This is a genomic window from Pseudomonadota bacterium (assembly GCA_008501635.1).
GTDB lineage: Bacteria > Pseudomonadota > Gammaproteobacteria > QQUJ01 > QQUJ01 > QQUJ01.
In genome coordinates this window covers 68,631-91,079 of sequence record QQUJ01000006.1, presented here as the reverse complement: position 1 = coordinate 91,079, position 22,449 = coordinate 68,631, and the positions used below count along the sequence as shown (strand labels likewise).

Annotated in this window: 25 protein-coding genes; 16 read left to right on the top strand and 9 right to left on the bottom strand. The window is 61.8% G+C overall.

The window, feature by feature from the left end:
• Window positions 1-61 precede the first annotated feature (61 nt).
• From DWQ09_01955 to DWQ09_01910, 10 genes are all read left to right on the top strand, one after another.
• Window positions 62-1,153 carry a Ni/Fe hydrogenase gene (locus DWQ09_01955; protein ID KAA3630123.1) on the top strand — a complete coding sequence of 364 codons (1,092 nt, stop codon included), beginning with the start codon at window positions 62-64 and terminating at the stop codon, window positions 1,151-1,153.
• Window positions 1,150-1,815: a hypothetical protein gene (locus DWQ09_01950; GenBank protein ID KAA3630122.1), complete on the top strand. Its 666-nt coding sequence runs from the start codon at window positions 1,150-1,152 to the stop codon at window positions 1,813-1,815. The genes DWQ09_01955 and DWQ09_01950 overlap by 4 nt, the downstream gene beginning before the upstream one ends.
• Window positions 1,812-3,098 (top strand): (Fe-S)-binding protein, encoded by a 1,287-nt coding sequence (locus DWQ09_01945; protein KAA3630121.1) that lies wholly within the window; start codon window positions 1,812-1,814, stop codon window positions 3,096-3,098. Before DWQ09_01950 ends, DWQ09_01945 begins: the two co-directional genes overlap by 4 nt.
• On the top strand, window positions 3,095-4,861 hold the full coding sequence (locus DWQ09_01940) for a nickel-dependent hydrogenase large subunit (GenBank protein KAA3630120.1): 1,767 nt from the start codon (window positions 3,095-3,097) through the stop codon (window positions 4,859-4,861). The genes DWQ09_01945 and DWQ09_01940 overlap by 4 nt, the downstream gene beginning before the upstream one ends.
• Window positions 4,862-4,956: 95 nt before the next feature.
• Entirely contained in the window at window positions 4,957-5,844 is an 888-nt protein-coding gene (locus DWQ09_01935) for a DUF3014 domain-containing protein (GenBank protein ID KAA3630119.1), read from the top strand.
• Between the two features lie 37 nt (window positions 5,845-5,881).
• Window positions 5,882-6,658, top strand: coding sequence for an NYN domain-containing protein (locus DWQ09_01930; GenBank protein KAA3630118.1), 777 nt, complete (start codon window positions 5,882-5,884; stop codon window positions 6,656-6,658).
• 200 nt (window positions 6,659-6,858) lie between these two features.
• Window positions 6,859-7,119 carry a DUF5062 family protein gene (locus DWQ09_01925; GenBank protein KAA3630117.1) on the top strand — a complete coding sequence of 87 codons (261 nt, stop codon included), beginning with the start codon at window positions 6,859-6,861 and terminating at the stop codon, window positions 7,117-7,119.
• A 30-nt stretch (window positions 7,120-7,149) separates the two neighbouring features.
• Entirely contained in the window at window positions 7,150-8,271 is a 1,122-nt protein-coding gene (locus DWQ09_01920; protein KAA3630116.1) for an AI-2E family transporter, read from the top strand.
• Between the two features lie 109 nt (window positions 8,272-8,380).
• Window positions 8,381-8,767: a S24 family peptidase gene (locus DWQ09_01915; GenBank protein KAA3630115.1), complete on the top strand. Its 387-nt coding sequence runs from the start codon at window positions 8,381-8,383 to the stop codon at window positions 8,765-8,767.
• A 68-nt stretch (window positions 8,768-8,835) separates the two neighbouring features.
• Complete coding sequence (locus DWQ09_01910) at window positions 8,836-9,177, top strand: hypothetical protein (GenBank protein KAA3630114.1); 342 nt, start codon at window positions 8,836-8,838, stop codon at window positions 9,175-9,177.
• On the opposite strand, the gene DWQ09_01905 is transcribed toward DWQ09_01910, so the two are convergent.
• The 4 genes from DWQ09_01905 to DWQ09_01890 form a co-directional block, all read right to left on the bottom strand.
• The gene (locus DWQ09_01905) at window positions 9,174-9,422 is read right to left on the bottom strand and encodes a ferredoxin (protein ID KAA3630113.1); all 249 of its coding nucleotides are present in this window, start codon (window positions 9,420-9,422) and stop codon (window positions 9,174-9,176) included. The two genes, DWQ09_01910 and DWQ09_01905, sit on opposite strands and share 4 nt — an antisense overlap.
• A 29-nt stretch (window positions 9,423-9,451) precedes the next feature.
• Window positions 9,452-10,015 carry a hemerythrin domain-containing protein gene (locus tag DWQ09_01900; protein KAA3630112.1) on the bottom strand — a complete coding sequence of 188 codons (564 nt, stop codon included), beginning with the start codon at window positions 10,013-10,015 and terminating at the stop codon, window positions 9,452-9,454.
• Between the two features lie 117 nt (window positions 10,016-10,132).
• Entirely contained in the window at window positions 10,133-10,852 is a 720-nt protein-coding gene (locus DWQ09_01895) for a Crp/Fnr family transcriptional regulator (GenBank protein KAA3630111.1), read from the bottom strand.
• A gap of 36 nt (window positions 10,853-10,888) precedes the next feature.
• The gene (locus tag DWQ09_01890; GenBank protein KAA3630110.1) at window positions 10,889-11,323 is read right to left on the bottom strand and encodes an acyl-CoA thioesterase; all 435 of its coding nucleotides are present in this window, start codon (window positions 11,321-11,323) and stop codon (window positions 10,889-10,891) included.
• A 144-nt stretch (window positions 11,324-11,467) separates the two neighbouring features.
• Between DWQ09_01890 and DWQ09_01885 the strand changes: the two genes are divergently transcribed.
• The 4 genes from DWQ09_01885 to DWQ09_01870 all read left to right on the top strand — a co-directional run bounded on the left by DWQ09_01885 (window position 11,468) and on the right by DWQ09_01870 (window position 14,000).
• Window positions 11,468-12,316, top strand: a complete 849-nt coding sequence (locus DWQ09_01885; GenBank protein ID KAA3630109.1) for a hypothetical protein — start codon at window positions 11,468-11,470, stop codon at window positions 12,314-12,316.
• A complete protein-coding gene (locus DWQ09_01880) occupies window positions 12,313-13,188 on the top strand; it encodes a hypothetical protein (protein ID KAA3630108.1) in 876 nt (291 codons plus the stop codon). Before DWQ09_01885 ends, DWQ09_01880 begins: the two co-directional genes overlap by 4 nt.
• 65 nt (window positions 13,189-13,253) lie before the next feature.
• On the top strand, window positions 13,254-13,463 hold the full coding sequence (locus DWQ09_01875) for a hypothetical protein (GenBank protein KAA3630107.1): 210 nt from the start codon (window positions 13,254-13,256) through the stop codon (window positions 13,461-13,463).
• 210 nt (window positions 13,464-13,673) lie between these two features.
• Window positions 13,674-14,000: a hypothetical protein gene (locus tag DWQ09_01870; GenBank protein KAA3630106.1), complete on the top strand. Its 327-nt coding sequence runs from the start codon at window positions 13,674-13,676 to the stop codon at window positions 13,998-14,000.
• A gap of 69 nt (window positions 14,001-14,069) precedes the next feature.
• Here the strand turns inward: DWQ09_01870 and pckA are convergent, their stop codons facing one another.
• Complete coding sequence (gene pckA, locus DWQ09_01865; protein KAA3630105.1) at window positions 14,070-15,653, bottom strand: phosphoenolpyruvate carboxykinase (ATP); 1,584 nt, start codon at window positions 15,651-15,653, stop codon at window positions 14,070-14,072.
• A 28-nt stretch (window positions 15,654-15,681) separates the two neighbouring features.
• Between pckA and DWQ09_01860 the strand changes: the two genes are divergently transcribed.
• Window positions 15,682-16,005, top strand: a complete 324-nt coding sequence (locus tag DWQ09_01860) for a hypothetical protein (protein ID KAA3630104.1) — start codon at window positions 15,682-15,684, stop codon at window positions 16,003-16,005.
• Here DWQ09_01860 and DWQ09_01855 read toward each other — a convergent pair.
• From DWQ09_01855 to DWQ09_01840, 4 genes are all read right to left on the bottom strand, one after another.
• On the bottom strand, window positions 15,987-16,955 hold the full coding sequence (locus tag DWQ09_01855) for a hypothetical protein (GenBank protein KAA3630103.1): 969 nt from the start codon (window positions 16,953-16,955) through the stop codon (window positions 15,987-15,989). The genes DWQ09_01860 and DWQ09_01855 overlap by 19 nt on opposite strands.
• Window positions 16,956-17,028: 73 nt before the next feature.
• On the bottom strand, window positions 17,029-18,084 hold the full coding sequence (locus DWQ09_01850; protein KAA3630102.1) for a hypothetical protein: 1,056 nt from the start codon (window positions 18,082-18,084) through the stop codon (window positions 17,029-17,031).
• 53 nt (window positions 18,085-18,137) lie between these two features.
• Window positions 18,138-18,878 carry a chorismate mutase gene (locus tag DWQ09_01845; GenBank protein KAA3630101.1) on the bottom strand — a complete coding sequence of 247 codons (741 nt, stop codon included), beginning with the start codon at window positions 18,876-18,878 and terminating at the stop codon, window positions 18,138-18,140.
• A 13-nt stretch (window positions 18,879-18,891) separates the two neighbouring features.
• Entirely contained in the window at window positions 18,892-20,247 is a 1,356-nt protein-coding gene (locus tag DWQ09_01840) for a MinD/ParA family protein (protein ID KAA3630100.1), read from the bottom strand.
• Between the two features lie 52 nt (window positions 20,248-20,299).
• On the opposite strand from DWQ09_01840, the gene DWQ09_01835 reads away from it, so the two are divergent.
• Window positions 20,300-22,417, top strand: coding sequence for an HDOD domain-containing protein (locus tag DWQ09_01835; GenBank protein KAA3630099.1), 2,118 nt, complete (start codon window positions 20,300-20,302; stop codon window positions 22,415-22,417).
• Window positions 22,418-22,449: the final 32 nt, after the last annotated feature.

Sequence of the window (22,449 nt, the reverse complement as noted above, 5' to 3'; positions counted from 1 at the left end):
GGTTCTGTGATTGTGGGGAAACCGGTCCAACAACCGAAGCGATAGAAAGGGGGGGTAACCCATGAGTTCAGGCAAGACGCTCGGCGAGGTGTTGCGCGATCAGGGGGTGAGTCGGCGCGGGTTTCTCAAGTTCTGTACGGCGATGGCATCGATGATGGCATTGCCGCCCGGCAGCGTCGCGGCGGTTGCGGCGGCACTGGAGAAAGCGCGGCGTCCCTCGGTGATCTGGCTCTCGTTCCAGGAGTGCACCGGGTGCACCGAATCGCTGACGCGCTCGCACACGCCGACGCTCGAAGGATTGATTCTCGGGCAGGTGTCGCTCGACTATCACCATACTCTGCAGGCCGCCTCCGGCACCGCCGCAGAACATGCGCGAATGCAGGCGATGAAGGAGAATCACGGGAAATATCTGGTGGTGGTGGATGGGTCGCTGCCGCTGGGCAATCCCGGCTACTCCACCATCGCCGGGATCAGCAATGTCGAGATGCTGAAAGAGACCGTCGAGGGCGCCGCCGCGGTCATCGCCGTGGGCAGTTGCGCTGCATTCGGTGGTATTCCCATGGCGCAGCCCAATCCGACCGGCGCGGTGAGCGTATCGCAGATCGTCAAGGACAGACCGGTGGTGAACGTCCCGGGCTGCCCGCCGATTCCGGTGGTGATTACCGGAGTGCTGGCGCACTTTCTCACCTTCGGCGGTTTGCCTGAGCTCGACGAACTGGGAAGACCGCTGGCCTTCTACGGTGACACCATCCACGACCGCTGTTACCGGCGTCCCTTCTATGACCAGGGGCTGTTTGCCGAGAGTTTCGATGACGAGGGTGCGCGCAAAGGGTGGTGCCTGTTCAAGGTGGGGTGCAAAGGTCCGGTCACCCACAACGCCTGTGCCACCACGAAGTGGAATGACGGAACCAGTTTTCCGATCGAGTCGGGGCACGGCTGCCTGGGCTGCTCGGAGCCCAATTTCTGGGATGCGGGCAGTTTCTACAAGCCCCTTTCTGCGCCTACCGGCACCATCAATCAGGTGGCCGCGGGTGCAGCCCTGGGTGGCGTGGCGGCGGGCGCCGCGGTGGCGTGGCACAACCGCAAGATACGCGGTGAGGCACGCGCCAAGCATGAACCTGTCACCCTGGATGATCTGGAGAAATCGTCATGAATGGCGGGTCGATGGATTTTCTGCTCTGGGTGCGCGGCACGGGCTTCAATATCGCCATGGTCGTGCTGATCGTCGGTGTGCTGGTGCGCCTGATCGAAATCCTGGCGCTGGGGCGCAAGGCCGATCTGGCGCCGCGGCGCAGCGATGGCAAAGGCTCGGGCTGGCGTACGATCTTTACCCGCTCGATACCGCCACCGGGTATGTTGAAGGCCTCGCCGGTCACCTATATCGCCGGCTATATCTTTCACCTCGGCCTTTTTATCGTCGTGTTTCTCTTCGTGCCGCATATCCTGCTGATCAAAGATCTGCTCGGGATCAGCTGGCCGGGTCTGCCCTCGGCGCTGGTCGATGCCGTGACGGTGATAACGCTGATTACCATGGTCGCGGTACTGGCCAATCGCCTCACCGACCCGGTGAAACGGTTTCTCTCCGGCTTCGAGGATTACCTGGTCTGGGCGCTGACCGCGTTGCCGCTGCTGACCGGTTATCTGGCCTTCAATCATCTCACCCCCGACTATACGTTCATGCTGGCGCTGCACATTCTCAGCGTGCAGCTGCTGCTGGTCGCGCTGCCCTTTACCAAACTGATGCACGCGATCACTTTCGTGCTGGCGCGCTGGTACACGGGTGACATCTTCGGTCGTAAGGGGGTGGCATCATGAGCGCTACGCATGAGAAAGGAATGCAGGCCTTTCGTTCGGTGATGGATGCGCCCATCGCCAGCTTCTTCGCCAGCTGCGTGCATTGCGGCTTGTGTGCCGAGGCCTGTCTCTTCTACACCGAGACCGGTGATCCCAAATACACGCCGATCTACAAGCTGGAGCCGCTCAAGAAATTCTGGCGCCGCGAGTACACGCTGGTCGGCAAGCTGATGGGTCTGGTGGGGATCGGCGCAACGGTCCGCGATAAGGAACTCGCCGAGTGGAGCGAACTGGTCTACGACAGCTGCACCATGTGCGGGCGTTGTTCAATGGTCTGCCCGGTGGGCAACGATCTCACCTACATGATCCGCAAGATGCGCGAGGGCATGGCGGTGGCGGGTCACGCGCCGGACGGATTGCGCGGCGCGACCCAACGCGCCATCGAGCTCGGCAGCCCGATGGGCGTGAAGCTGGAGACGCTACAGGCCCAGATCAGGCATCAGGAGAAGGATACCGGCCTGAAAGTGCCGCTGGATGCGGAGGGCGCCGATTACATGGTGCTGCTCTCTTCCATGGAGACGGTCAATTTCCCCGAGTACATTGGCGCTCTGGCGCGCATCTTCGACAAGGCCGGCGTCAGCTGGACCATCGCCAGCGAGGCCTTCGAGGCCACCAACAGCGGCATCCAGATCGGAGTCTCGGACCTGGCGAAGGTGTTGGTACAACGCATCGTCGATGCCGCCGAGCGGCTCAAGGTGAAGTACGTGATCAGCCCCGAGTGCGGCCACGCCTATACCGCGTTGCGTTGGGAGGGGCCGAATCTCATTGGCAAACCCTACACGTTCGAAGTGGTGCACATCCTGGAGCTGCTCGAGCAGCTGAAACGCGCGGGGCGCCTGCGCACCTCGGGCAAGGACGAGCGCAAGATCACCTTCCACGATCCCTGCCAGATCGTGCGCCGCGGCGGCGTGTTGCAGCAGCCGCGTGAATTGCTGGGCAGCGTGGCGGCTGATTTTCGCGAGATGCCCGACGGCGGCGTGATGAACTGGTGCTGCGGTGGCGGCGGTGGTGTGAGCGCCAACGACCGCGCCGAAGAGTTGCGTCTCAAGGCATTCAATCGCAAGAAGCGCCAGGTCGAGGCGACCGGTGCCGGGACGCTGGTCACCGCCTGCGCCAATTGCCGCATCGTGCTGGAAGAGGGTCTGGAGCACAACGAGATGAACATCGAGGTGGTGGGTTTGACGGAATTGATCGCCGAGTATCTGACCGACGACCAGCCAGCGGCAGCGGGAGGTGAGGCATGAGCAAGCGTATCGTCGTCGATCCGGTCACGCGTATCGAGGGGCATCTGCGTATCGAGGCGCAGATGGAGGGCGACACCATCGCCAACGCCTACTCTTCGGGAACCATGGTGCGCGGCATCGAGATCATCCTGCGCGGGCGCGATCCGCGCGATGCCTGGGCGTTTGCACAGCGCATCTGCGGCGTCTGCACCCTGGTGCATGGCATCGCATCGGTGCGCACAGTGGAGGATGCACTGAAGATCGAAATTCCGCAGAACGCGGAGCTGATCCGCAATCTCATGATCGGCGCGCAGTACATCCTCGATCACGTGATGCACTTCTATCATCTGCATGCGCTCGACTGGGTCGATGTGGTCTCGGCGCTGAACGCCGATCCTGCAGCGACCTCATCGCTGGCGCAATCGATCAGCCCCTTCGCCAAATCCTCGCCGGGCTACTTCGCCGACAAGCAGAAACAGCTCAAAGACTTTGTCGAAGCCGGGCAGCTGGGCATCTTCGCCAACGGCTATTGGGGGCACCCGGCCTACAAGTTGCCGGCCGAGGCGAATCTGATGGCGGTGGCGCACTATCTCGAGGCTCTGCACTGGCAGCGCGACGTAGCGCAGTTGCACGCCATACTCGGTGGCAAGAACCCGCACCCCAACTTCGTGGTCGGCGGCGCACCCTGCGCCATCAGCACCGGCCCCGGCAAGGGGGCGCAACGCGGCTTCGGCCCGCGCCACCGCGGCGGCATGGGCGCGACCGCGCTCAACATCGAAGGGCTGCAGCGCATTCAGGCGGTGATCGAGCAGATGCGCACCTTCGTCGATCAGGTCTACGTGCCGGATACGCTGGCTATCGCAGGTTTTTACAAGGATTGGGCGACACAGGGCGAGGGCGTGGGCAATTTCATGACCTTCGGCGATCTGCCGGCCAGGGGCATGGGCGATCCCGACAGTTTCTTCCTTCCGCGCGGTGCTATCCTCAATCGCGATCTCTCCACCATCCATGAGGTGGATCTCAACAACGAGGAGGAGGTGCAGGAGTTCGTCGCCCACTCCTGGTACGACTACGAAGGTGGCCAGGAGCAGGGGCTGCACCCTTACCAGGGGGAGACGCAGCTCAACTACAGCGGGCCCAAACCGCCGTACGATCAGCTCGACGTGGAGAAGGGCTACTCGTGGATGAAATCGCCGCGTTGGCGTGGCAAGCCCATGGAGGTGGGTCCGCTGGCGCGGGTACTGATGCTCTACGCCACGGGTCATGAGCAGACCAAGGAGCTGGTGCATCATACGCTGCGCACACTCGATCTCCCTGTCGAAGGGCTGTTCTCGACACTGGGCCGCACGGCGGCGCGCACTCTGGAGACCAAGGTGCTGGCCGACGCCATGCAAGGCTGGTACGACCAGCTGGTGGGCAATATCCGCGGCGGCGATCTCAAGACCTTCAACGACACGCTGTGGGAACCCTCCACCTGGCCCAACGAAGCACGCGGCGTCGGTTTCATGGAGGCGCCGCGCGGCGGTCTGGCGCACTGGATCGTCATCAAGAACGGATTGATCGACAACTATCAGGCGGTGGTGCCGAGCACCTGGAATGCCGGCCCGCGCGATGCTCAGGGCGCGATCGGTCCGTACGAAGCAGCGCTGCAGGGTCATGCCATCCACGACCCCGAGCAGCCCATCGAGATCCTGCGCACCATCCACAGCTTCGATCCCTGCATCGCCTGCGCCATCCATGTGCTGGACGCCGAGGGCAAGGAGGCGGTGCGCATCACGGTGTAGCACACGGTGCAGATCGGCCAGTGCTGCCGCTCCACTTTGTTTGTCGGGCGGCATCCACTATGCTGGAGCCTTCCCCGGCATAGCGACTGACTACTATGAAAAAAACCGCAGTCTGGTTCGTCCTGCCCGCTCTCCTGGTCGCCGTACCGGTCGGCTACTACCTCTACCGTCCGGCTCAGGATGCGTTGATCCCGGCCACCACCTCCGAGTCGCTCAAACCGGCGCCAACCGATCGCGAAGAAGCCAAGGCGCGCTACCCCATTGCGGCCTCTCCGCCAGCACCCCAACAGGTGGTGGAGAGCACGGCCGAAGCGCCCGCCAAGGAGCCTGTTGTCCCGCCGGCGGTAGTGTTGCCGTCATTGGACTCAAGCGACCGCATCGTGACCGAGGAGTTTGGCAGCGTCACCGGTCGCGGACCGCTGTCGGCCCTGTTCAACGTCAACGATTTCATACGCCGCGTGGTGGTGACCGTCGACAATCTGCCGCGGCGCCAGGTGCCGCCGCGCTATATACCCACCGCACCGGTCAGCGGCAGGTTCACCGCCCAGGGCGAGGAGGGCAATCAGTACCTGAGCCCGGAAAACTTCAAGCGCTACACCGTCTATGTGCAGTTGCTGGAGTCGGTCAGTGTGGAGGGTCTGGTGGATGTCTACGTCTATCTCTATCCGCTGTTTCAGGAAGCCTACGATGATCTGGGTTACCCCAACGCCTATTTCAACGACAGGGTGGTGGAGGCCATCGACGATCTGCTGGCGACACCGGCGGTGCAGAAACCGATCAAGCTGGCCCGCCCCAGCGTGATGTTCAAGTTCGATGACCCCGAACTCGAAGCGCTGTCTGCCGGACAGAAGATCATGATTCGCATGGGACCCAACAATGCTGTGCGTGTGAAGGCGCGTCTGAGCGAGATACGCCAGGTGCTGATGAGGCGGGTAGCGACCGAGATCGATCCACGCTCGGCTGCCGTATCGACCAATCGCTGAGGAACGAGCCGTGAACGCAAAAACCAGTACCCAAAGCATGGCGCTGTTCTGTGACTTCGAGAATGTCGCGCTTGGTGTGCGCGATGCGAAGTATTCAGCATTCGATATCCGCAAAGTGCTCGAACGACTGCTGCTCAAGGGCAACATCGTCGTCAAGAAGGCCTATTGCGATTGGGATCGCTACAAGGAGTTCAAGGCACCGATGCACGAGTCGGGATTCGAGTTGATCGAGATTCCGCATGTGCGCCAATCAGGCAAAAATTCAGCCGATATCCGCATGGTGGTGGATGCGCTCGATCTCTGTTACACCAAGGAGCACGTCGATACCTTTGTGATCATCAGCGGTGACTCCGATTTTTCGCCGCTGGTGAGCAAGCTGCGTGAAAACAACAAGGTTGTGATCGGCGTGGGAGTGAAGAATTCCACCTCCGATCTGCTCACCTCCAACTGCGATGAGTTTATTTTTTACGACGATCTGGCGCGGGAACGTGAGAAACCGGCGCGCAGCAAGCGCAAGAGCGCCGCCAAGAAAAGCAAGAAACAGACCGCCAAGCCCGAGGACGAGAAACGGCAGGAGGCGCTCGATCTCGTCATGGAGACGATTGAGGATCTCTTCAAGGAGCGCGGTGACGAGGAGAAGGTGTGGGGATCGATGGTCAAGCAGACGCTGAAGCGCCGCCAGCCGGGTTTCGACGAGTCCTACCACGGTTTTCGCAGTTTCGGAGCGCTGTTGGAAGAGGCCAAGACGCAGGGATTGCTCGAACTGGAGTACGACGAAAAATCGGGTGGGTACATCATAAAGAGTAATGCTTGATTGGATTTTTGGTTTCGCGCGAAGACGCGAAGACGCCAAGTTCGCAAAGAGCGCTTTGGCTGGTTGGCGGAGCCGGATCGTGAGGCAGGTGCGCGCTCTGAACACTCTCAAAGCAACAATTTATGCAACAGTAGGGTTAACTTTGCGTACCCTTGCGCCTTAGCGTCTTTGCGCGAGGCAAACTCGATCTCAGGGCGACTATGAAAAAGATCAAGAACGAAACGGAGTTGGTCAAGGAGGCGGTTCGCGTCGGGGTGCGTTACGGTGAACGACGCGGTGCCGTCAAGTTCGATGCGACCGACTCGCTGAACGAAAAGGTGGAGTACATCTATCGGCTGCTGGTACGCGACAAACTGCTGCAACCGTTGCCCGAGGACCAGGTATCGCAACAAAGCATGCGGCACAAACTGGCGCTGTGGATCGCGAAGCAGTTGCCCACCGATCATCCGTTGTTGCAGTAGTGCCCGCATCACGCAACCAATGCACTGTTCATGAACGATAAACACGAGACCTCCCCAGCCGCGCACCCCTACGAGCAGGGATTTCTGTTGCTGCTGATTGTCGCCGCGTTTGCCGGTCTGACACTGCTTTTCAGGCCCTTTCTACCGGCACTGGCGTTGGCGGTGGTCATCGCGACCTCCACCTACCCACTGTATGTATGGATCAATACCCGGCTGGAGAAGACCGAGTGGTCTTCAGCGATAACCACACTGCTGGTGGCGCTGTTCGTGATCCTGCCGCTGATCTATCTGTTGTTGGCGACCGGGATCAAGGCGAGTGATCTCTACGGTCTCATCAAGGCGCACATCGAACAGTCGGGAACGAAGGGGTTGGCCGAACAGTTGCAGGCGATGTTGTCGGTCATTCCGTTGCCGGACAGAATCCTGGAGACGGTGATTTCCGCGCTGAACGACAACCTGGGCAGCATTGTCGCTACGGTGCAGAGCGGGCTGCTCAAACTCTTCGGCACGCTGATCGACAATACCGCCAGCATTCTGCTCTCGGTAACGGTGATTCTCTTTGCCCTGTTCTACTTCTATCGTGACGGTCCGCGCCTGACCGAGTACATCAAGGATCTGACGCCGCTGCGCAACAAGTACGATTATCTGCTGATGGAGCGTTTCCGGGTGAGCGCCTCGGTGCTGGTGATCAGCACCCTGGGACTGGCGGTGGTGCAGGGAGTCTCGATTGCACTGGTGACGGTATGGATGGAACTGCCGTGGTTTTATCTGGGCATGGCGACGGCGATCGCCGCGTTTATTCCGGCGGTCGGCACGGCGTTGATCTGGGTTCCGCTGGCGATTTATCTCTACGCCCAGGGACACCCGGTTCAGGCGGTGTTCGTGGTTGTGTGGGGCGCGCTGGTGATGGGAGTGGTGATCGACAATGTGCTGCGCCCGCAACTCATTACCTGGCTTTCCAGATTCTATGCGGGTGGTTCCGCCGAAATTCAGTTGCTCGATCACACGCTGCTGGTGTTTCTCTCGATCCTGGGCGGACTGATCACGTTCGGTGTGCTAGGTTTGCTGTACGGGCCGATCATCGCCGCGCTGTGCTTGTCGATCTTCGATATCTACGAGGAGATCCACGACGAGGTACTGGACCGCGAGTGAGTGGAGTTGCGTAGCAGCGGCGGAAGCCGCGAATGACTTCATTGAGTTCTTTCAACGCAAAGGCGCCAAGGTCGCCAAGAGACGATCAGTACCGGATCGGGAGACCTGCATGAGCATTGACCGACAAGACGGTGACTGCAGCGAACTGGAACCCTTTGCCTTGCGGGTCGAGGGCGAGAGCATGGCGCCCGAGTTCGAGGATGGCTGCATCATCATCGTCGATCCTGGCTACGCTGCCGTCAGCGGCGCTTACGTGGTGATCGAGTACCAGGGCGAGTTTGTCTTCCGCCAGCTGATCCTCGCCGCCGGTAAAGCCTATCTGAATCCCGTCAATTCACGCTTTCCGCCGCAGGAACTTGCCGGTCCCTACAACGTGAAGGGTGCGGTAGTCCAAAGCAGTCATGGCAAGCGTGTCGTCCATTACGAATACCCGGAGGCGGGCAAGATACTGCGCCGGGAAAAGCTTCGTGGTAACAAGGCCGCCTCCCCAAGGTAAGCGCGGGTCAGCTGGGCGGGCAGTGGCAGGAAGAGTTGCAGCGACGCGCTGATCGTGAGGAGATGCCGATGGCCAAGCGGATCGATTGCCTGTCACCCTGGGAACCGGCTGAACCGTTGTGGAAGCGTGCCCCGGCCCGCGACGAAAACGGACGCCCGCTCAGCGACTTCATGATGCTGATCCCGAGACTCCGTAGCAAACCATCCAGCGAGCTTCGACAAACGTTGAATACCCTCAACGGTGTGCTCCAGTGCTATCGGCACGCGGTGGTGTTCGCCGACATGAACCTGCGGCTCAATCTCCTCTGGGTAACGGTGCGTCCCATTCCCGGCATCTGTCTCGAGCTGCCGGCGGCGATTCATCATCTGCTGCCCGAGGCGAAGCTCATCGCCCAGAAACCGGACCGTTAAGCCGTCGTCAGGCGTTCGAATTTCGCCATCAGCTCTTCCTTGTTCTCCACGTAGTCCGGGTGCGGGATGATGCAGTCGACAGGGCAAACATCGATGCACTGTGGAGTATCGAAGTGGCCGACACACTCGGTGCACCGGTCGTGGTCGATGACGTAGATCTCGGCACCCTGTGATATTGCGCTGTTGGGGCATTCGGGTTCGCAGACATCGCAGTTGATGCATTCGTCGGTGATCAGAAGTGCCATGGGTGAGCTCCTGTGGTTGGGGATGGGGGTCAGGTGGTCGGGCAGCCGCACGCGGCATATTCAGCGATCTGGCGATGCAATTCGCGATAGCGCTCCGCGGTTGCCTGGCCGAAGAGCGGATCAGAGACTGCGGAGGGTTGCGGCACTCCGGCGGCATCCAGCGCGGCATGGTGGCGCAGCGCCAGCGGAAAGAGCTCCGCTTCCTCGTGTGCCATGTGTTTGCGGTAGCCGTCGAGATAGAGCGCGGCAGGTTCCAGCAGGGCCTCGCGAGACAGGATGCCGCCGGCGATGATGCTCTCGAGCAATTCGAGCAACCGTTGACCGTTGGCGGCGATGACGCGGTGCTGGTGGTGAAGTTTGGCGATATCCCCGCACAGCTCGGGCCGTGCAGCGCAGAGCGCTTCGAACAGGGTGTCTTCGGCAGGATGGTGGTAGCAGTCGGGGTAGTGGGTGAGGTAGTAGACGATATCCACCAACAGCTCGTAGCGCGGCGTGTCGCCTCCGTTCAGACGCTGGATCTCACGCTCCAGCAGATCGAGCAAACGGCGGAAGTTGACGTGGTCTGCCTGCCACCGGGTAATCGTCGCCTGCATGTCTGTGACCTCCTGACGTAGTGTTCGGTCACGAGACTAGCGGTTGGGCACCGGCGAGTGTTATGACAATTGTCATAGGCCGTTACCTCTTCGCCGGAGGAGGGGGTGCGGCGGATTTCAGGGGGACGGGCGGGGAGGGCGCCCCTGGACGATACGCCGCAACAGTTCCAGCCGCTCGATTCGGAACCCCTCGGGTGACGACACGAACCAGCCCGCCTTCTGCCACTTGCTGAGGATGCGGATCACCGTTTCGGTGCGGGCATTGACCAGTTGCCCGAGATGTTCGCGGGTGAGCGTGAGCGGGATGTGGGCGGTATCGTCGCCGGCCACACCGAAACGCTCGATCAGGTCAAGCATCAACGTGGCGAGGCGTCGCGGCACCGAGCCGGCACTGACGATATCGATCTTGCGGCGCAGGATCTGCGTGTGTTCGACCAGCGTACGGCCTATGGTGCGACTCAGCTCCTGATGCTCTTCCATGAGCGCGACCACGGGGGCCGCGAGGACGTTGAGCAGGGTCACCTGATCGGTGATGGCGACGGCGTCGCCGGGGAAGCGCATCCCCTGCAGGGCGGGGGTGATACAGAGGTTCTCGCCGGGACCGAACAGATTGACCAGCGTGATCTCGCCCTCGGGAGAGATCTGGCGGATGGCCACCAGCCCTGCTTCGACACTGACGAAGTGGGTGGCCCTCTCGCCGGCACGCCACACCAGTTCACCGCTGCGCAGACGGAGCACACTGCTGTCGCGGGCGAGCCGCTCAAGCAGGGGTGCTTCAAGCACGCCGTACAGGCTCGAAGCCTGCAACAGCGCCAGCGCGGAGAGGTCGTCACTCATCGGGGGGCGTCCGTCCGGGGTGGCCGGAACCGGCGATCACTGGGGTTCATCGGCATCCAGGTACCACTGGAGCCGCGCCCGCAGATCATCGTCAATGCGCTGCGGGCGCCCGCCCTCCAGGGTATTGATCACGACCAGCACCTGGCGGGCGCGCAGGCACTCCACTCCATTGACGCGTCCGACAAAGCGGATGGTGATCGCGCTGTTACCCACCTTTTCCGGCACGATGGAGAGCTCCAGCAGGTCGCCGAGCCGGCAGGGGCTCAGAAAATCGCATTCCGTATGGGCGGTGGGCAGCGCCCAGCCCGCTTTGAAGCGGTCGGCATAGCTGAGCTCCAATCCTTCGTAAAACCAGTCCTCCACGGCGGATTGAAACATTTCGAAAAACCGTGGGTAGAAGACGTACCCGGCGGGGTCGGTCTGGGAAAAACGTACCTGAGTGCGAAAGACGAAGGGTTTTTTGACAGCCATTGGAACGCGTTCCTTGATCGAGATAATGTTGAGGTTGAGACTTAAGCTGGACGGTTGGGTTTGACGCGGTGCCGGTTGCTTGCCTGTGTGATACGACTATACCGGATAAAACCTTCCACACGCTGCCTGGGATCCTATGTCGCTATGAAGTATCGATTGCTGTTGGTTACGTTTTTCCTATTGGGAACCCTGGGTTCCGGCGTGCCCGCCGCTGCCGCACCCGATGAGGTAACCTTGCCCCTGCCGCCGAAGTCACTGGCGCAATGGTACAAACCGCACAATAAGCGCCAGGTGTGGCTGCACACCATGTTTCGGCTGCGCCAGGCGTTGCAGGCCGTTGAGCACTACGCCGAGCGCAACGACAAAGCGCGCCTGATCCACTGGGCGATGGAGCTGCAGCAGACCTATGCCAGGCTCCCGCAGATGGTACCGGAGTGGGAAGAGCAGACCCGGCAGCCACTGGCGGGCGCGGTGCTCGATGCGGCCCGTCGGGAGGATCGCGCCGCCTTGAGCGATAGCCTGGGCAAACTGGCGCGCAAATGCGAGGGTTGCCACCGGGAGTGGACAGGGGTGGTGACCGCCCTCTATCGCAGTCCCGACTACACCGAGGTGCGGGTGGCGGCCGCGGAGGGCGAAAGCGCCACCGATTTTCTCGAGTCGATGGAGCGGCTCGCCGATACGCTCAACGCGCTGAAAACCGCACGCGAGGATGGCGAGCTGGCGGAGGCGCGCGACGCCACCGGGCGTCTGGGCAGGCAGCTCGCACAGCTTGGCACCAGCTGCGCCGTCTGTCACGACGAACCTGCAAGCAGGGAGCGTGTTCTGGGCACGGCGACCTTCAAATCGCTGCAGGATCTGGAGGGTGCGCTCAACGAACCCCACGACCCCAAGGTGTCGGGTCAGTATCTGGGGACGGTCGGGTTTACGGTCTGCGGCCGTTGCCACAGCATTCACCGCACCTTGAGCGATCTGCGCACCCGGTTGTTGCGGTGAGCGCAACGCAGCTGCAATCGCATTCGGGCAAGGCGCTGGTGCTGATACTGGCAGCGCTCGGCATTCCCACTGCGCAGGCGACGACCTTTTGCATGCTGGCAGCGGAAACCTACTACCAGCAGCTCTATTGTGAGGTGACGGCCGGCGGGGGCGGGGGCGCGTTACCCAGCTTCGCCGACTTCAAACGCAACAACCCCACCGTTCAAGCGCTGCTGCTCAAACGACCCGCCAAACGCCTGGGGATCGAGGTGGCGCTACCCCAATCCGAGAAGCGGAAGCAGATTGCCGTTGATCCCGACGCGCCGCTCCCGTCCCAGGCCGCTGCACCCGAACGCCGGGCGGAGTCGTCCGCTCGCACGCCGGTTCCGGACGCCGCCCGAGCGGCGCTGCTGAGCGCCGGGCTGGCGGCCTGCCGCTTGCAGGGGGCCGAAATTGCGTGCGGCGAGCGGCGTTATGAGCTGACCGACAATCGCGCCAATCGCCATCTCCGCGCCGGCGCGCTCGGCGAGGAGAACCGGATGAACCTTCCGGTTTTCGCCGGCAATCTCGCCGATGCGCCCAGTGTCGGCAACTACCTTTACCGCGCCTACCAGCGCTATGTGGAAAAGATGCTCGATATCGGATTGGGGGGCGCGACGATGAACTACGGCAAGTTCGCCTTCCTGTTCAAGGATCTGTCCGAAAAGGGCGTCGATTTCGCAGGACGCTTCGAGACCATGTACCGTTATCTGCGCAAGGACAAGGCCAGTATCGGGGTGAGCGGGCAGGTTCAGCCCGATCAACGCTTGCGCCTGGTGGACTGCGGTGGGTTGGGGGAGCGGATTATCGTCTGCGCCAGATCGGGGCGTAACTACGTCTATCTCCACCGTTAGCGCGGGTGGTGCCTGTGCGGGGTATTGGTTACCATCGGCTGCGGGTTCGCTCAGAGTCTGTTTTCATGTTTTCAGATCAGATGACCAAGGTCGCCATCGGGTTGGCCTTCATTATCCCCTTGATTTTCCTGGTGCGCTGGTTGCTCACGCGGGTCGCCGGATCGCCCGACCAGTGGGCGGAGGAGCATATCGAGATGCTCAAGCAGCGCCGCGAGAAGGGGGAGATCGATGAGGCAACCTACCAACGGTTGCTGGAAGATCTGACCCGCGATTGAATCCCGTCACCGGTCGATTTGCCTGCCTCCTCAGCAGCTTCCTGCGGTATCGCGCGGCGCGTGGTTGAACCTATCGGCTGAATTTGGTTCATAACCCATGTAACCGCCCTGGCGGCGCGCACTGCGCAGTCGCGGCACCCCCGGAACGAACGGCTCCTGTTGAGGCCGATTGCTATGGACCGGAAACCTAATCTGCCGCCGATTTGGGAGATGGATCCCAAGGCGAATAACAAGATCGACCTCGATGCCATCGAGGCGCTGTTTCAAGCCGCCTTCGAGAATACCTTCAGACTGCGCGCCACCCGGAAACGCATCCGCCCCTACCTGCTGCGCTACCTGCGCTTTCAGGTGATTCCGCCCTGGATGCGTACCTATGTGAAGGAGGTGCTTCACGGCGAGTCGGTCGCCAACGTCGGCGATGCCCCGCTCGACCCGGTTATCGATCTGCGCCCGCTTTTCTGGCGCAGTGCCCTGGCGATCCACCTGTTCCTGGAGGCGCGCAAGCCCAGCGGTCGCGGTCCGCACATGAAAGCCTGACGGGGCGTTTGTCAGGGACACACTATGCCGCCCTCCCCGAGCAGGGAGGGTTGCAGGTCAAGGTTGGCGTCAGGCTTTCGGTCCCGCGGCGAGCACCTCATCGCTGGCCTGATCGGCGTACTTGCGGAAATTGGTGAGGAACAGATCGGCCAGCCTGGCGGCCATTGCGTCGTAGGCGGCCCGGTCTGTCCAACTGTTCGCCGGATTCAACACCTCGGTGGGGATATCACCGCAACGTTGGGGGATTGCCAGGCCAAAGGTGGGATCGACTACGGTCGGCGCGTCACGCAGCGAGCCGTCGTGAATGGCGTCGATGATGGCGCGGGTGTGGGCAATGCTCATGCGCTTGCCCACCCCGTAGGGGCCGCCGCTCCAGCCGGTGTTGACCAGCCAGACGTCTGTATTGTGCTTGCGGATCTTCTCCGCCAGGAGTTCGGCGTAGACGGTGGGGTGCCATACCAGGAACGGCGCGCCGAAGCAGGAGGAGAAGGTCGCCTGCGGTTCGGTCACGCCCATCTCCGTTCCGGCCACTTTCGCCGTGTAACCGCTGATGAAGTGGTACATGGCCTGGGCCGGGGTGAGCTTGCTGACCGGTGGCAATACGCTGAAGGCGTCGCAGGTGAGAAAAATGATGTTCTTCGGCGTGCCGCCTACGCAGGGGATCTTGGCGTTGTCGATGTACTCGATGGGGTAGGAGCAGCGGGTATTTTCGGTGATCGAGGAGTCCTTGTAGTCCACTTCGTGGCTCTGGGGATTGAAGCGCACGTTCTCCAGCACCGCACCGAAGCGAATCGCCCGGTAGATATCGGGCTCGGCCGCGGCGGAGAGGTCGATCACCTTGGCGTAGCAGCCACCCTCGATGTTGAACACCCCGTCGTCCGACCAGCAGTGTTCGTCATCGCCGATCAGTGCCCGTTTGGGGTCGGCTGACAGCGTGGTCTTGCCGGTGCCGGAGAGTCCGAAGAAGATCGAGACATCGCCGGCCTCGCTCTCATTGGCCGAGCAGTGCATCGAGAGGATGCCACGCTTGGGCATGATGTAGTTCATGATGGTGAACACGCCCTTTTTCATCTCGCCGGCGTATTCGGTGCCGAGGATGACGAACTCCTTCTGCGAAAGATTCAGGCTCACGCAGGTCTTGGAGGTCATGCCCGGCAGGCGCGGGTTGGCCGGGAAGCGTCCGGCGTTGTAGATCACATAGTCGGGATCGCCGAAGCTCTCCAGTTCCTCGGCCGTGGGGCGAATCAGCATGTTGCGCATGAACAGTGCGTGATAGGCGCGCTCGCAGATGACGCGGATCTTGATTCGGTGCTTGGGATCCCAGCCGGCGTAGCCGTCGACGACGTAGAGCCGCTCGCAGGTGTTGAGGTAATCCACCGCGCGCTGGCGGGCGATGTGAAAGACCTCCTCCTCCATGCTGATGTTCACATCTCCCCACCAAACGTCGTCCAGCACCGATTGATGGCTGACGACGCGCTTGTCCTTGGGGCTGCGGCCGGTCTTCTCGCCGGAGAGCGCGATCAGCGCGCCACTCGAGGAGATGGCGGTGCCGGGTTCGTAGCGCAACGCCAGCTCATAGAGCAGGGCGGGTGCGGCGTTACGATAGGTGGTCTCGACGGAGAGACCATGAGTGGCGATATTGAACGTGTTCATGGGGCCAATAGTTCCTCGATAATGGCTTTTGATCGCGCTGCGAATGAAGGGGATTGTCGGCGATCAAAATAGCACGGTTGCGGCCATTACTGATAATTATGAGTACATAATTGTGCTGGAAAGTCGGGAGGTGGCGATGGATAAACCGGGAGTGTGGATCATGCTGGCTTTCTGGCTGTCGGCCATCGGCGGAATTCTGGTGGCCGTGGCGTGGGCACGGGCGCGGAATCGCAACCCGGTCCGCCGGCAGGTCTTGCGCCGCCTGCTCAAAGAACGGCTAGAGCGCGGTGATATCAGCCAGACCGCTTACGATGAACGGCTGCGCGAACTCGATCAGCGCGACGCCAGATAGTTTTCGACTATCTCAAGCGCGGCGGCGGCAGGGCGGCCCAGGATTCGGCCATAGAGATGTTTGCTCGCCTCGTAGTCGAGCTGTGCCACCAGCGTGTTGATCGCTACCTCGTGGCGGGTGTGCGGGAAAGTCTGAGCACCCTCCGGAAACTCATCCTTCTCGGCGAGCAGGGTGTGGACCAGATTGCGGGCTGCCAGCAGGTCGGCGCGTTTGCCGCGAAAATCAGGCTGGTAGGTATAGAGCAAGGTCAAATGGTCACCGGGTCCCAACGCCTGACGCCGACCGCAGAGGCTGCGGATGAGCGGCGCCATCAGGTAGACCGGCCGAGGCCGCTGGGATGGCGGCAAATGCTTTGCCAGCGCTGACAGCAGATAGACATGCAGGCTGCCGGCTTCGATGTAAAGCCGCTGATGGCGGCCGGCCAACCCGGCGATGGCCGCAGCGCGCAGCTCGTCGCGAAGCCGACCACGGGCGGCATCCGCGCGGGCGAAGTGCTGAACCTGTGTCACCAGGCCATCGAAGGCCTCGATCGGACAATGCTCGTAGTTGGCCAGCAGCGCGGCGCTCCAGCGCTTCTCCATGCTGTAGACGATGCCCAACGGCGAGTGCGGATCGATATCGCCCGGCTTCCCTCCCGCGGCAAACAGGCTGTGGATCTCGTCGAGCCGTGTCATGTAGGGGTCGCACTGATAGAGCGTCTTGCCCTGATGGCTGAGCTTGCGGAACAGTTCGCAGGAGCGCCGCTCGAACTCGGGAAACTGGAAATCATTCTCCAGCAGATAGTCCTCGATGCTCAGCGCGCCTGCGAGCATGGCGCGGAAGCCGGGGAACTCCGGCTCCTCCAGTACGATCGCATCGTAATCGCCCATGTGCTCGGCCGCGGGCGCCAGTGTCTCCGGGCGGTGGTTGGAGTAGACGACTGTGATGGGTTGATGGATCGCTGCGGTCATTGGGAGAGGCTTCAGTGAGCGTGCCGCGTGTGAAGGCAGACAGCCTGCTGTGCGTCCACGTGATCGACTCCGACTAGTCGATGGGTTCCAGTTCCCGCGTAGGCCAGTTCAGCACGGCGGTATGCGCCACCATCCTGGTGCCGAGTTCAGCGAACGAACTGCGTATGACCTCACCGGCAAACTCGGCGAGAAAGCGCGCCTTGAGTATAGCGCGGGCCCGATCCACGCCGATCTCCTGGTAGGGGGAGGAGGCGAGCAGCAGAAAACCGTCGTCGGGAATGCGGCCTTTTTCCATGTTGTCGCGAATGATAGCGGCGGCTTTGCTGATCGGTTCGCCCAGGTTGGGGCTGTAGGGTCCGACGATCAGCGCGACATTGGGTGCATGCAGGAAATCGAATCCGCGGCCGATGCAGATCGCCCACTCATGGTGCACGATATCGAGTTCCCGGCTGGATTTGCGCACCTCATCGATATGCGCGGCGTTACCCTGGATGAGTGGCAGCAGATCGAGCAGCACCTGATGCGGCATGTCCGGATACAGCGCCGACAGTCGCGGGCTCATCGCCTGATCGGTGACATCGCCGATTGCGGCAAGATCGAGTCGCTCGCCGTTGTTGCCGTGGAGAACCAGTGCGTCCTCATCGGTCTCGAAACCGCATACCAGCGGATAGACCGTCTGGTGCGCGCTGCCAAAGATTGCCTCGACCTGTTGTTTGATGCGGTAGGTATGGGCGATCGCCGCCTCGGTGTCGAAGTTGAACCCCGCGCAATTGCGCTGCGGATCGCCTTTTGAATAGTGATAGGTGATCAGGAGCAACACGCAGCGCCCCTTCTGAACCGCGTGCTGGATCGTGGCATTGAGCACCTCGCCGAGATGCGGCCACCCCAGATCGAAGATACCGCCCAGATTGCGCAGCGGGTGAATGATGCCCATCGGAGTCTGGGTGGCGTAGGGAATATGGATGCGCCCGTCCATGCACTTCATGACCGCCACCAAGGTCGGGTGTTCGGCCTGGTAGCGTTGGCGGGCGAGGAAGGCCTCGGGGCTGCGAAACGCCTCCGAGTGCACCCGCCCCAGTTCGTAGAGCCAATCGATACGCTCCTGGATGGTTCTGCCATGGATGGGCATGGTGCGGGCTCCTTTGCTGTTTTTTGTTATGGCTTTTCACGCCGCTATGGCAGTTATAACGGCGGGCGGTGCAGCAGATAGGCGATTTCGCCCTGTTTGGTCAGGGGAATAATCGTGTCGCGGTAGAACGTCACGATCAACTCCGGGTCGACGATCCGGCGCAGCTGCAGGTTGATCTCTTCCTGGGCCTGCCTGGCTTTGCGGTGAATGCGCGTGATGATGCGCTCTTCCACGGCGATGCGCGTCAGCCTCTCCATCAAAGCCTCGGTATCGTGGCGTTCGATCAACGCCCGGTAGCCGCGCGTGTCGTCGCGGTACTTGCTCTCGGCGACGTAGAGCGCGCCGTAGTGGATGCGTCGCGCGATGGCCTGCAACGCGTAGATATCGTGCTCGACGCTGGAGCCGTATTGGCCGTCATCGCCGTCGACACAGATTCGCGGCACCGCATCCAGATAGCTCCCTACGATCGCGGCGCACAGATTGACGACCTCGTAGTCAATCGCTGCGAGGCCGGTATCGGGCAGCGTAACCGTGCGCTTGGCCTGCGGCAGATCATGGGTGAAAGGGCGTTCCTCAGGGACGTGGAAACGCCCGAATTCGGCATCCATGCGCTCCTGATAAGCGAGGCGCAATTCGAACAGGCTGCGCTCGGGTTCGCCTGCAAAGCCACTCTCGCCGGCAATGTAGGCGCGCGCATTGGCCGCGAACTGCGCGCGGTCGATGAGCTTGTGGATGATGGTCTCTTCCAGGCTTTCCAGGGTGCCGGCGATGGCGTGGAGATCGAGACTGACCATGCGTAACGCCGCGTCAGCGGTTGGACGCCTGACGCGGCGGTGTGGTGTCGACCGGATAGAGCTCGTGACCGAAACGGTCGCGGTAGGTCTGCTGCAGCTGACTGGCCAGGTGGCGCAGCGCATCCGCCGAGAGTTCGCGGCGGTTGATCGCGGCGTTGACCAGGGCGCGGATATCGACCGGATAGCGACCGAAACCGTTGAGGCAGGCGGAAAGCAGCGACAGCACGACCATCCCGGCCTCGTGCTCGCTCATTTCGCCGCCGCTCATCTCTTTGGCCAGCTGTTCCAGGAGCGCATCACGATCGGGTAGAGGCGCAATCATCTCGTCGACCGCCTGCACCTCCTCGCTGGCGGGGCATGGCGGCAGGGGTGGCGGATGGTCGAGCGCAGCGGTCGTCGGCTCCCCGGCTTCGGGGAGCACCGCCGCGATGGCGGGTGGCTCGGTCACGGCAGGAACCTCCGGCGGAATCGCCGCGGGTACCGGGGGAGCCGGGCAGGCCGGGGTTTCCCACTGCGCGCTGAAGGACCGACGGGAGGCGGCCGGCTGGGCGATCAGATCGATCAGCGTCTGCGCCAACTGGTAAAAGCAGCGACTGGCGGGGGCATCGTGTTTCAGCAACACCACCGGGCGGCGCAATCGAACCGATGTGGTGATGGTCGGGTCGGAGCAGACGTAGCCCAGGTAGGTCATGGCATTCTTGAGGAACAGGTCGCACACCTTCTTCAGGCGCTGGTAGGTGGCGACACCGTTGTCGGCATCGGTGGCCTGGTTGACCACCAGCCCCACGCCGAGGCCCACCTCCTTGTTCTCCAGGATCTTGAGCAGTGAATAGGCGTTGGTGAGCGACGTGGGGTCGGGGGTGACCACCACCAGCCGGTGGTGAGCGGCGCGCAGCAGATCCGTCACCGTGGTATCGGCGCCGGCGGCGAGATCGACGAAGATGACATCGAAGAGGCGTTCCAGCTTGCTCAACACCCCCATCAAGCGGTGGCGCTGCGCGTCGTCCAGCGTGGCCATGCCGGCCAGGCCGGAGGCGCCGGCGAGCACCTGCACGCCCTGCGGTCCCTTGAACAGGGCCTCGCTCAGGCCGATCTCGCCACTCAGGACTTCCGCCAAACCGTATTTGGGGGAGAAACCCAAAAGGATATTGATATTGGCCATACCGGAATCGGCATCGACGATACACACCCGATGACCACGCGCGGCGACCGCGATCGCGAGATTGGTGACGACATTGGTTTTGCCGACGCCGCCCTTGCCGCTGGCAACTGCGATGACGCGCGCTGATGCCGACAGGGGACCCTGATCGTCCCTGGAATCGCCGTGTAAGTGGTTGCTCACCGCGTTATCTGCCCCCGAAATGGCAATTTAACAGGATCTTTGCTTGACCAGATCATATTTTTCTAATTATATAAGCAACATGCAGGCATCTATTCACAGTCTGCTTGAAAAAGGTCATCTAACCAAGCTCCCCAGCTTGCCCGGTGTGCTGGCGGAACTGCTGAACAGTATCGACTCGGACACGGTCTCATTTCACCACCTTTCCGAACTGGTGAACAAGGATCCCGTGTTAACCGCCAAGATGCTGTCGGTGGGAAATTCGGCCTTGTTCATGCGACCTCAGAAGTTTACCTCGGTCGAGCGGGTGATGATCACGCTCGGCCTGCATCTGGTGAAGACCATAATCATCGCCGCTGCGGTTCAGCAGTTCTTCGAAAAACTGAGCCATGGAATGCGGATCGATCTGCGCACCTTCTGGCGCCAAACCCTGACCGCCGCAACCAGCGCCCGGGTACTGGCCCAACTGACCGGATATCCCGCACCGGGTGAGGCTTATCTGGCGGGCTTGATGTGCAATCTGGGACAACTGGTACTGGTGCGCGGTCACCCCGACAGCTATGCGGCGATCCTCGAACTGGGCGATGATGCTGCCGTCTGTACCGTCGAGGCGGGGCAGTACGGGGCCACGCATGCCGAGGTGGGCGCAGCCGTGGTGGAAAGCTGGAACCTGCACTCCTACCTTGCCGAGGCGGTGCGCTATCACCACGAACCCGCTGACCAGGTGACCGATGCCCCGCACCTGGTCAAGATCCTCAATCTTGCCAGCGGCCTGGGCGCGGCCAGCGTCGAAGGGCGCGAACCGCCCTACCGCGATGCCGATCTGCTGTTCGGGCTGACGCGCGAAGTAACCAATAGCGTGCAACGCCAGGCGAAGGAACAGACCGCTGAAGTGGCCGCCGCGCTGCATCTGGAGACGGCAACGCCGCAGGCCGCCAACGAGACGGTCGAACAGGGACCCATGGCCAAGGCGACACGCGAGCAGGCGCTGTTGGGTGCCGTGCAGCAGCAGCTCAAGCATGCCGATGACCTCGAAGCGTTGGGCGAGGCGATATTTCATTGCACCAACGTCCTGTTCGGACTCGAACCGGTCATCTATCTGCACGATCGGGAGCTTGATCAGCTGACGCCGTTGCGGCTGTCCGGGCAGGATTGGCGCATTGCCGAACTGGCGTTGCCCTGCGCTACCAGCAACAGCATGGTGGCGCACGCGTTTCGCAGTGGCGAACTGCTCTCTGAGCTGGCCGACAGCGCCGCGGCGTGGCCGGTAGTCGATCGACAGCTTTGCGAACTGCTGGGCGGTGAAGGATTGCACTGCGTGCCCTTGCGCGGCGCGGGCGACAGTCTCGGCGTGCTGGTGATCGGTACCAATCCCGCGCGCCAGCCGATGCTCAACGAGATCCGCCCGCTGTTCCAGCTCTTTGCCAGTGAGGCTGCCGACGCGCTGCAGCGTTTCCATCGGCGCACTGCCGATCGGGGCGGCGATGCCGAGGAGATGCAGCAGCAATGGCGGGCACGCATTCGCGAACTCGTCCACGAGACCAACAATCCGCTCGGCATAGTCCGTAACTATCTCTATTTGCTGGGTTCACAACTCGACAGCGATCCCCAGGCCCAGGAGAACCTGCGTGTGGTGCAGGACGAGATCGAGCGTGTCGCCGGCCTGATCCGCCGCTTCACCGAGATCGAGACCGAGGAGGAGGTCAAGCCGCGTGCGGTCGACATCAACCAACTGCTCAGCGATGTAATGCGCCTGATCGAACCGCTGATCGTCGGGCGCAATATCGAAGTGAAGACCGATTTCGATGCGGCGCTGCCTCCCGTCATGACCCGTTATGACCTGCTGAAACAGGTGATGCTCAATCTGGTCAAAAACGCCTGCGAGGCCATGACCAACGGCGGGCGACTGGAGTTGAGCACGCAGGATTACGTCTATTGGCACGATCGCGAATGCATCGAGATCGTCGTTTCCGACAGCGGTCCTGGCATACCGCCCCACGTGCTGGCCAATCTGTTCAAGCCGGTGACCAGCACCAAGGGTGAGGGTCACGGTGGCCTGGGTCTATCGATCGCAAAGAATCTCATGGATGAGCTGGAGGGTTTTATCGGTTGCCGCAGCAGCGAAGCAAAAGGAACCCGTTTCCAGCTTCTGTTACCGCGGGAACTGGCAGACGGCAGAGACGAAGAGAGGAAGAAATAACATCAACGACAAGCCCGGGGCCGCACGGGAGG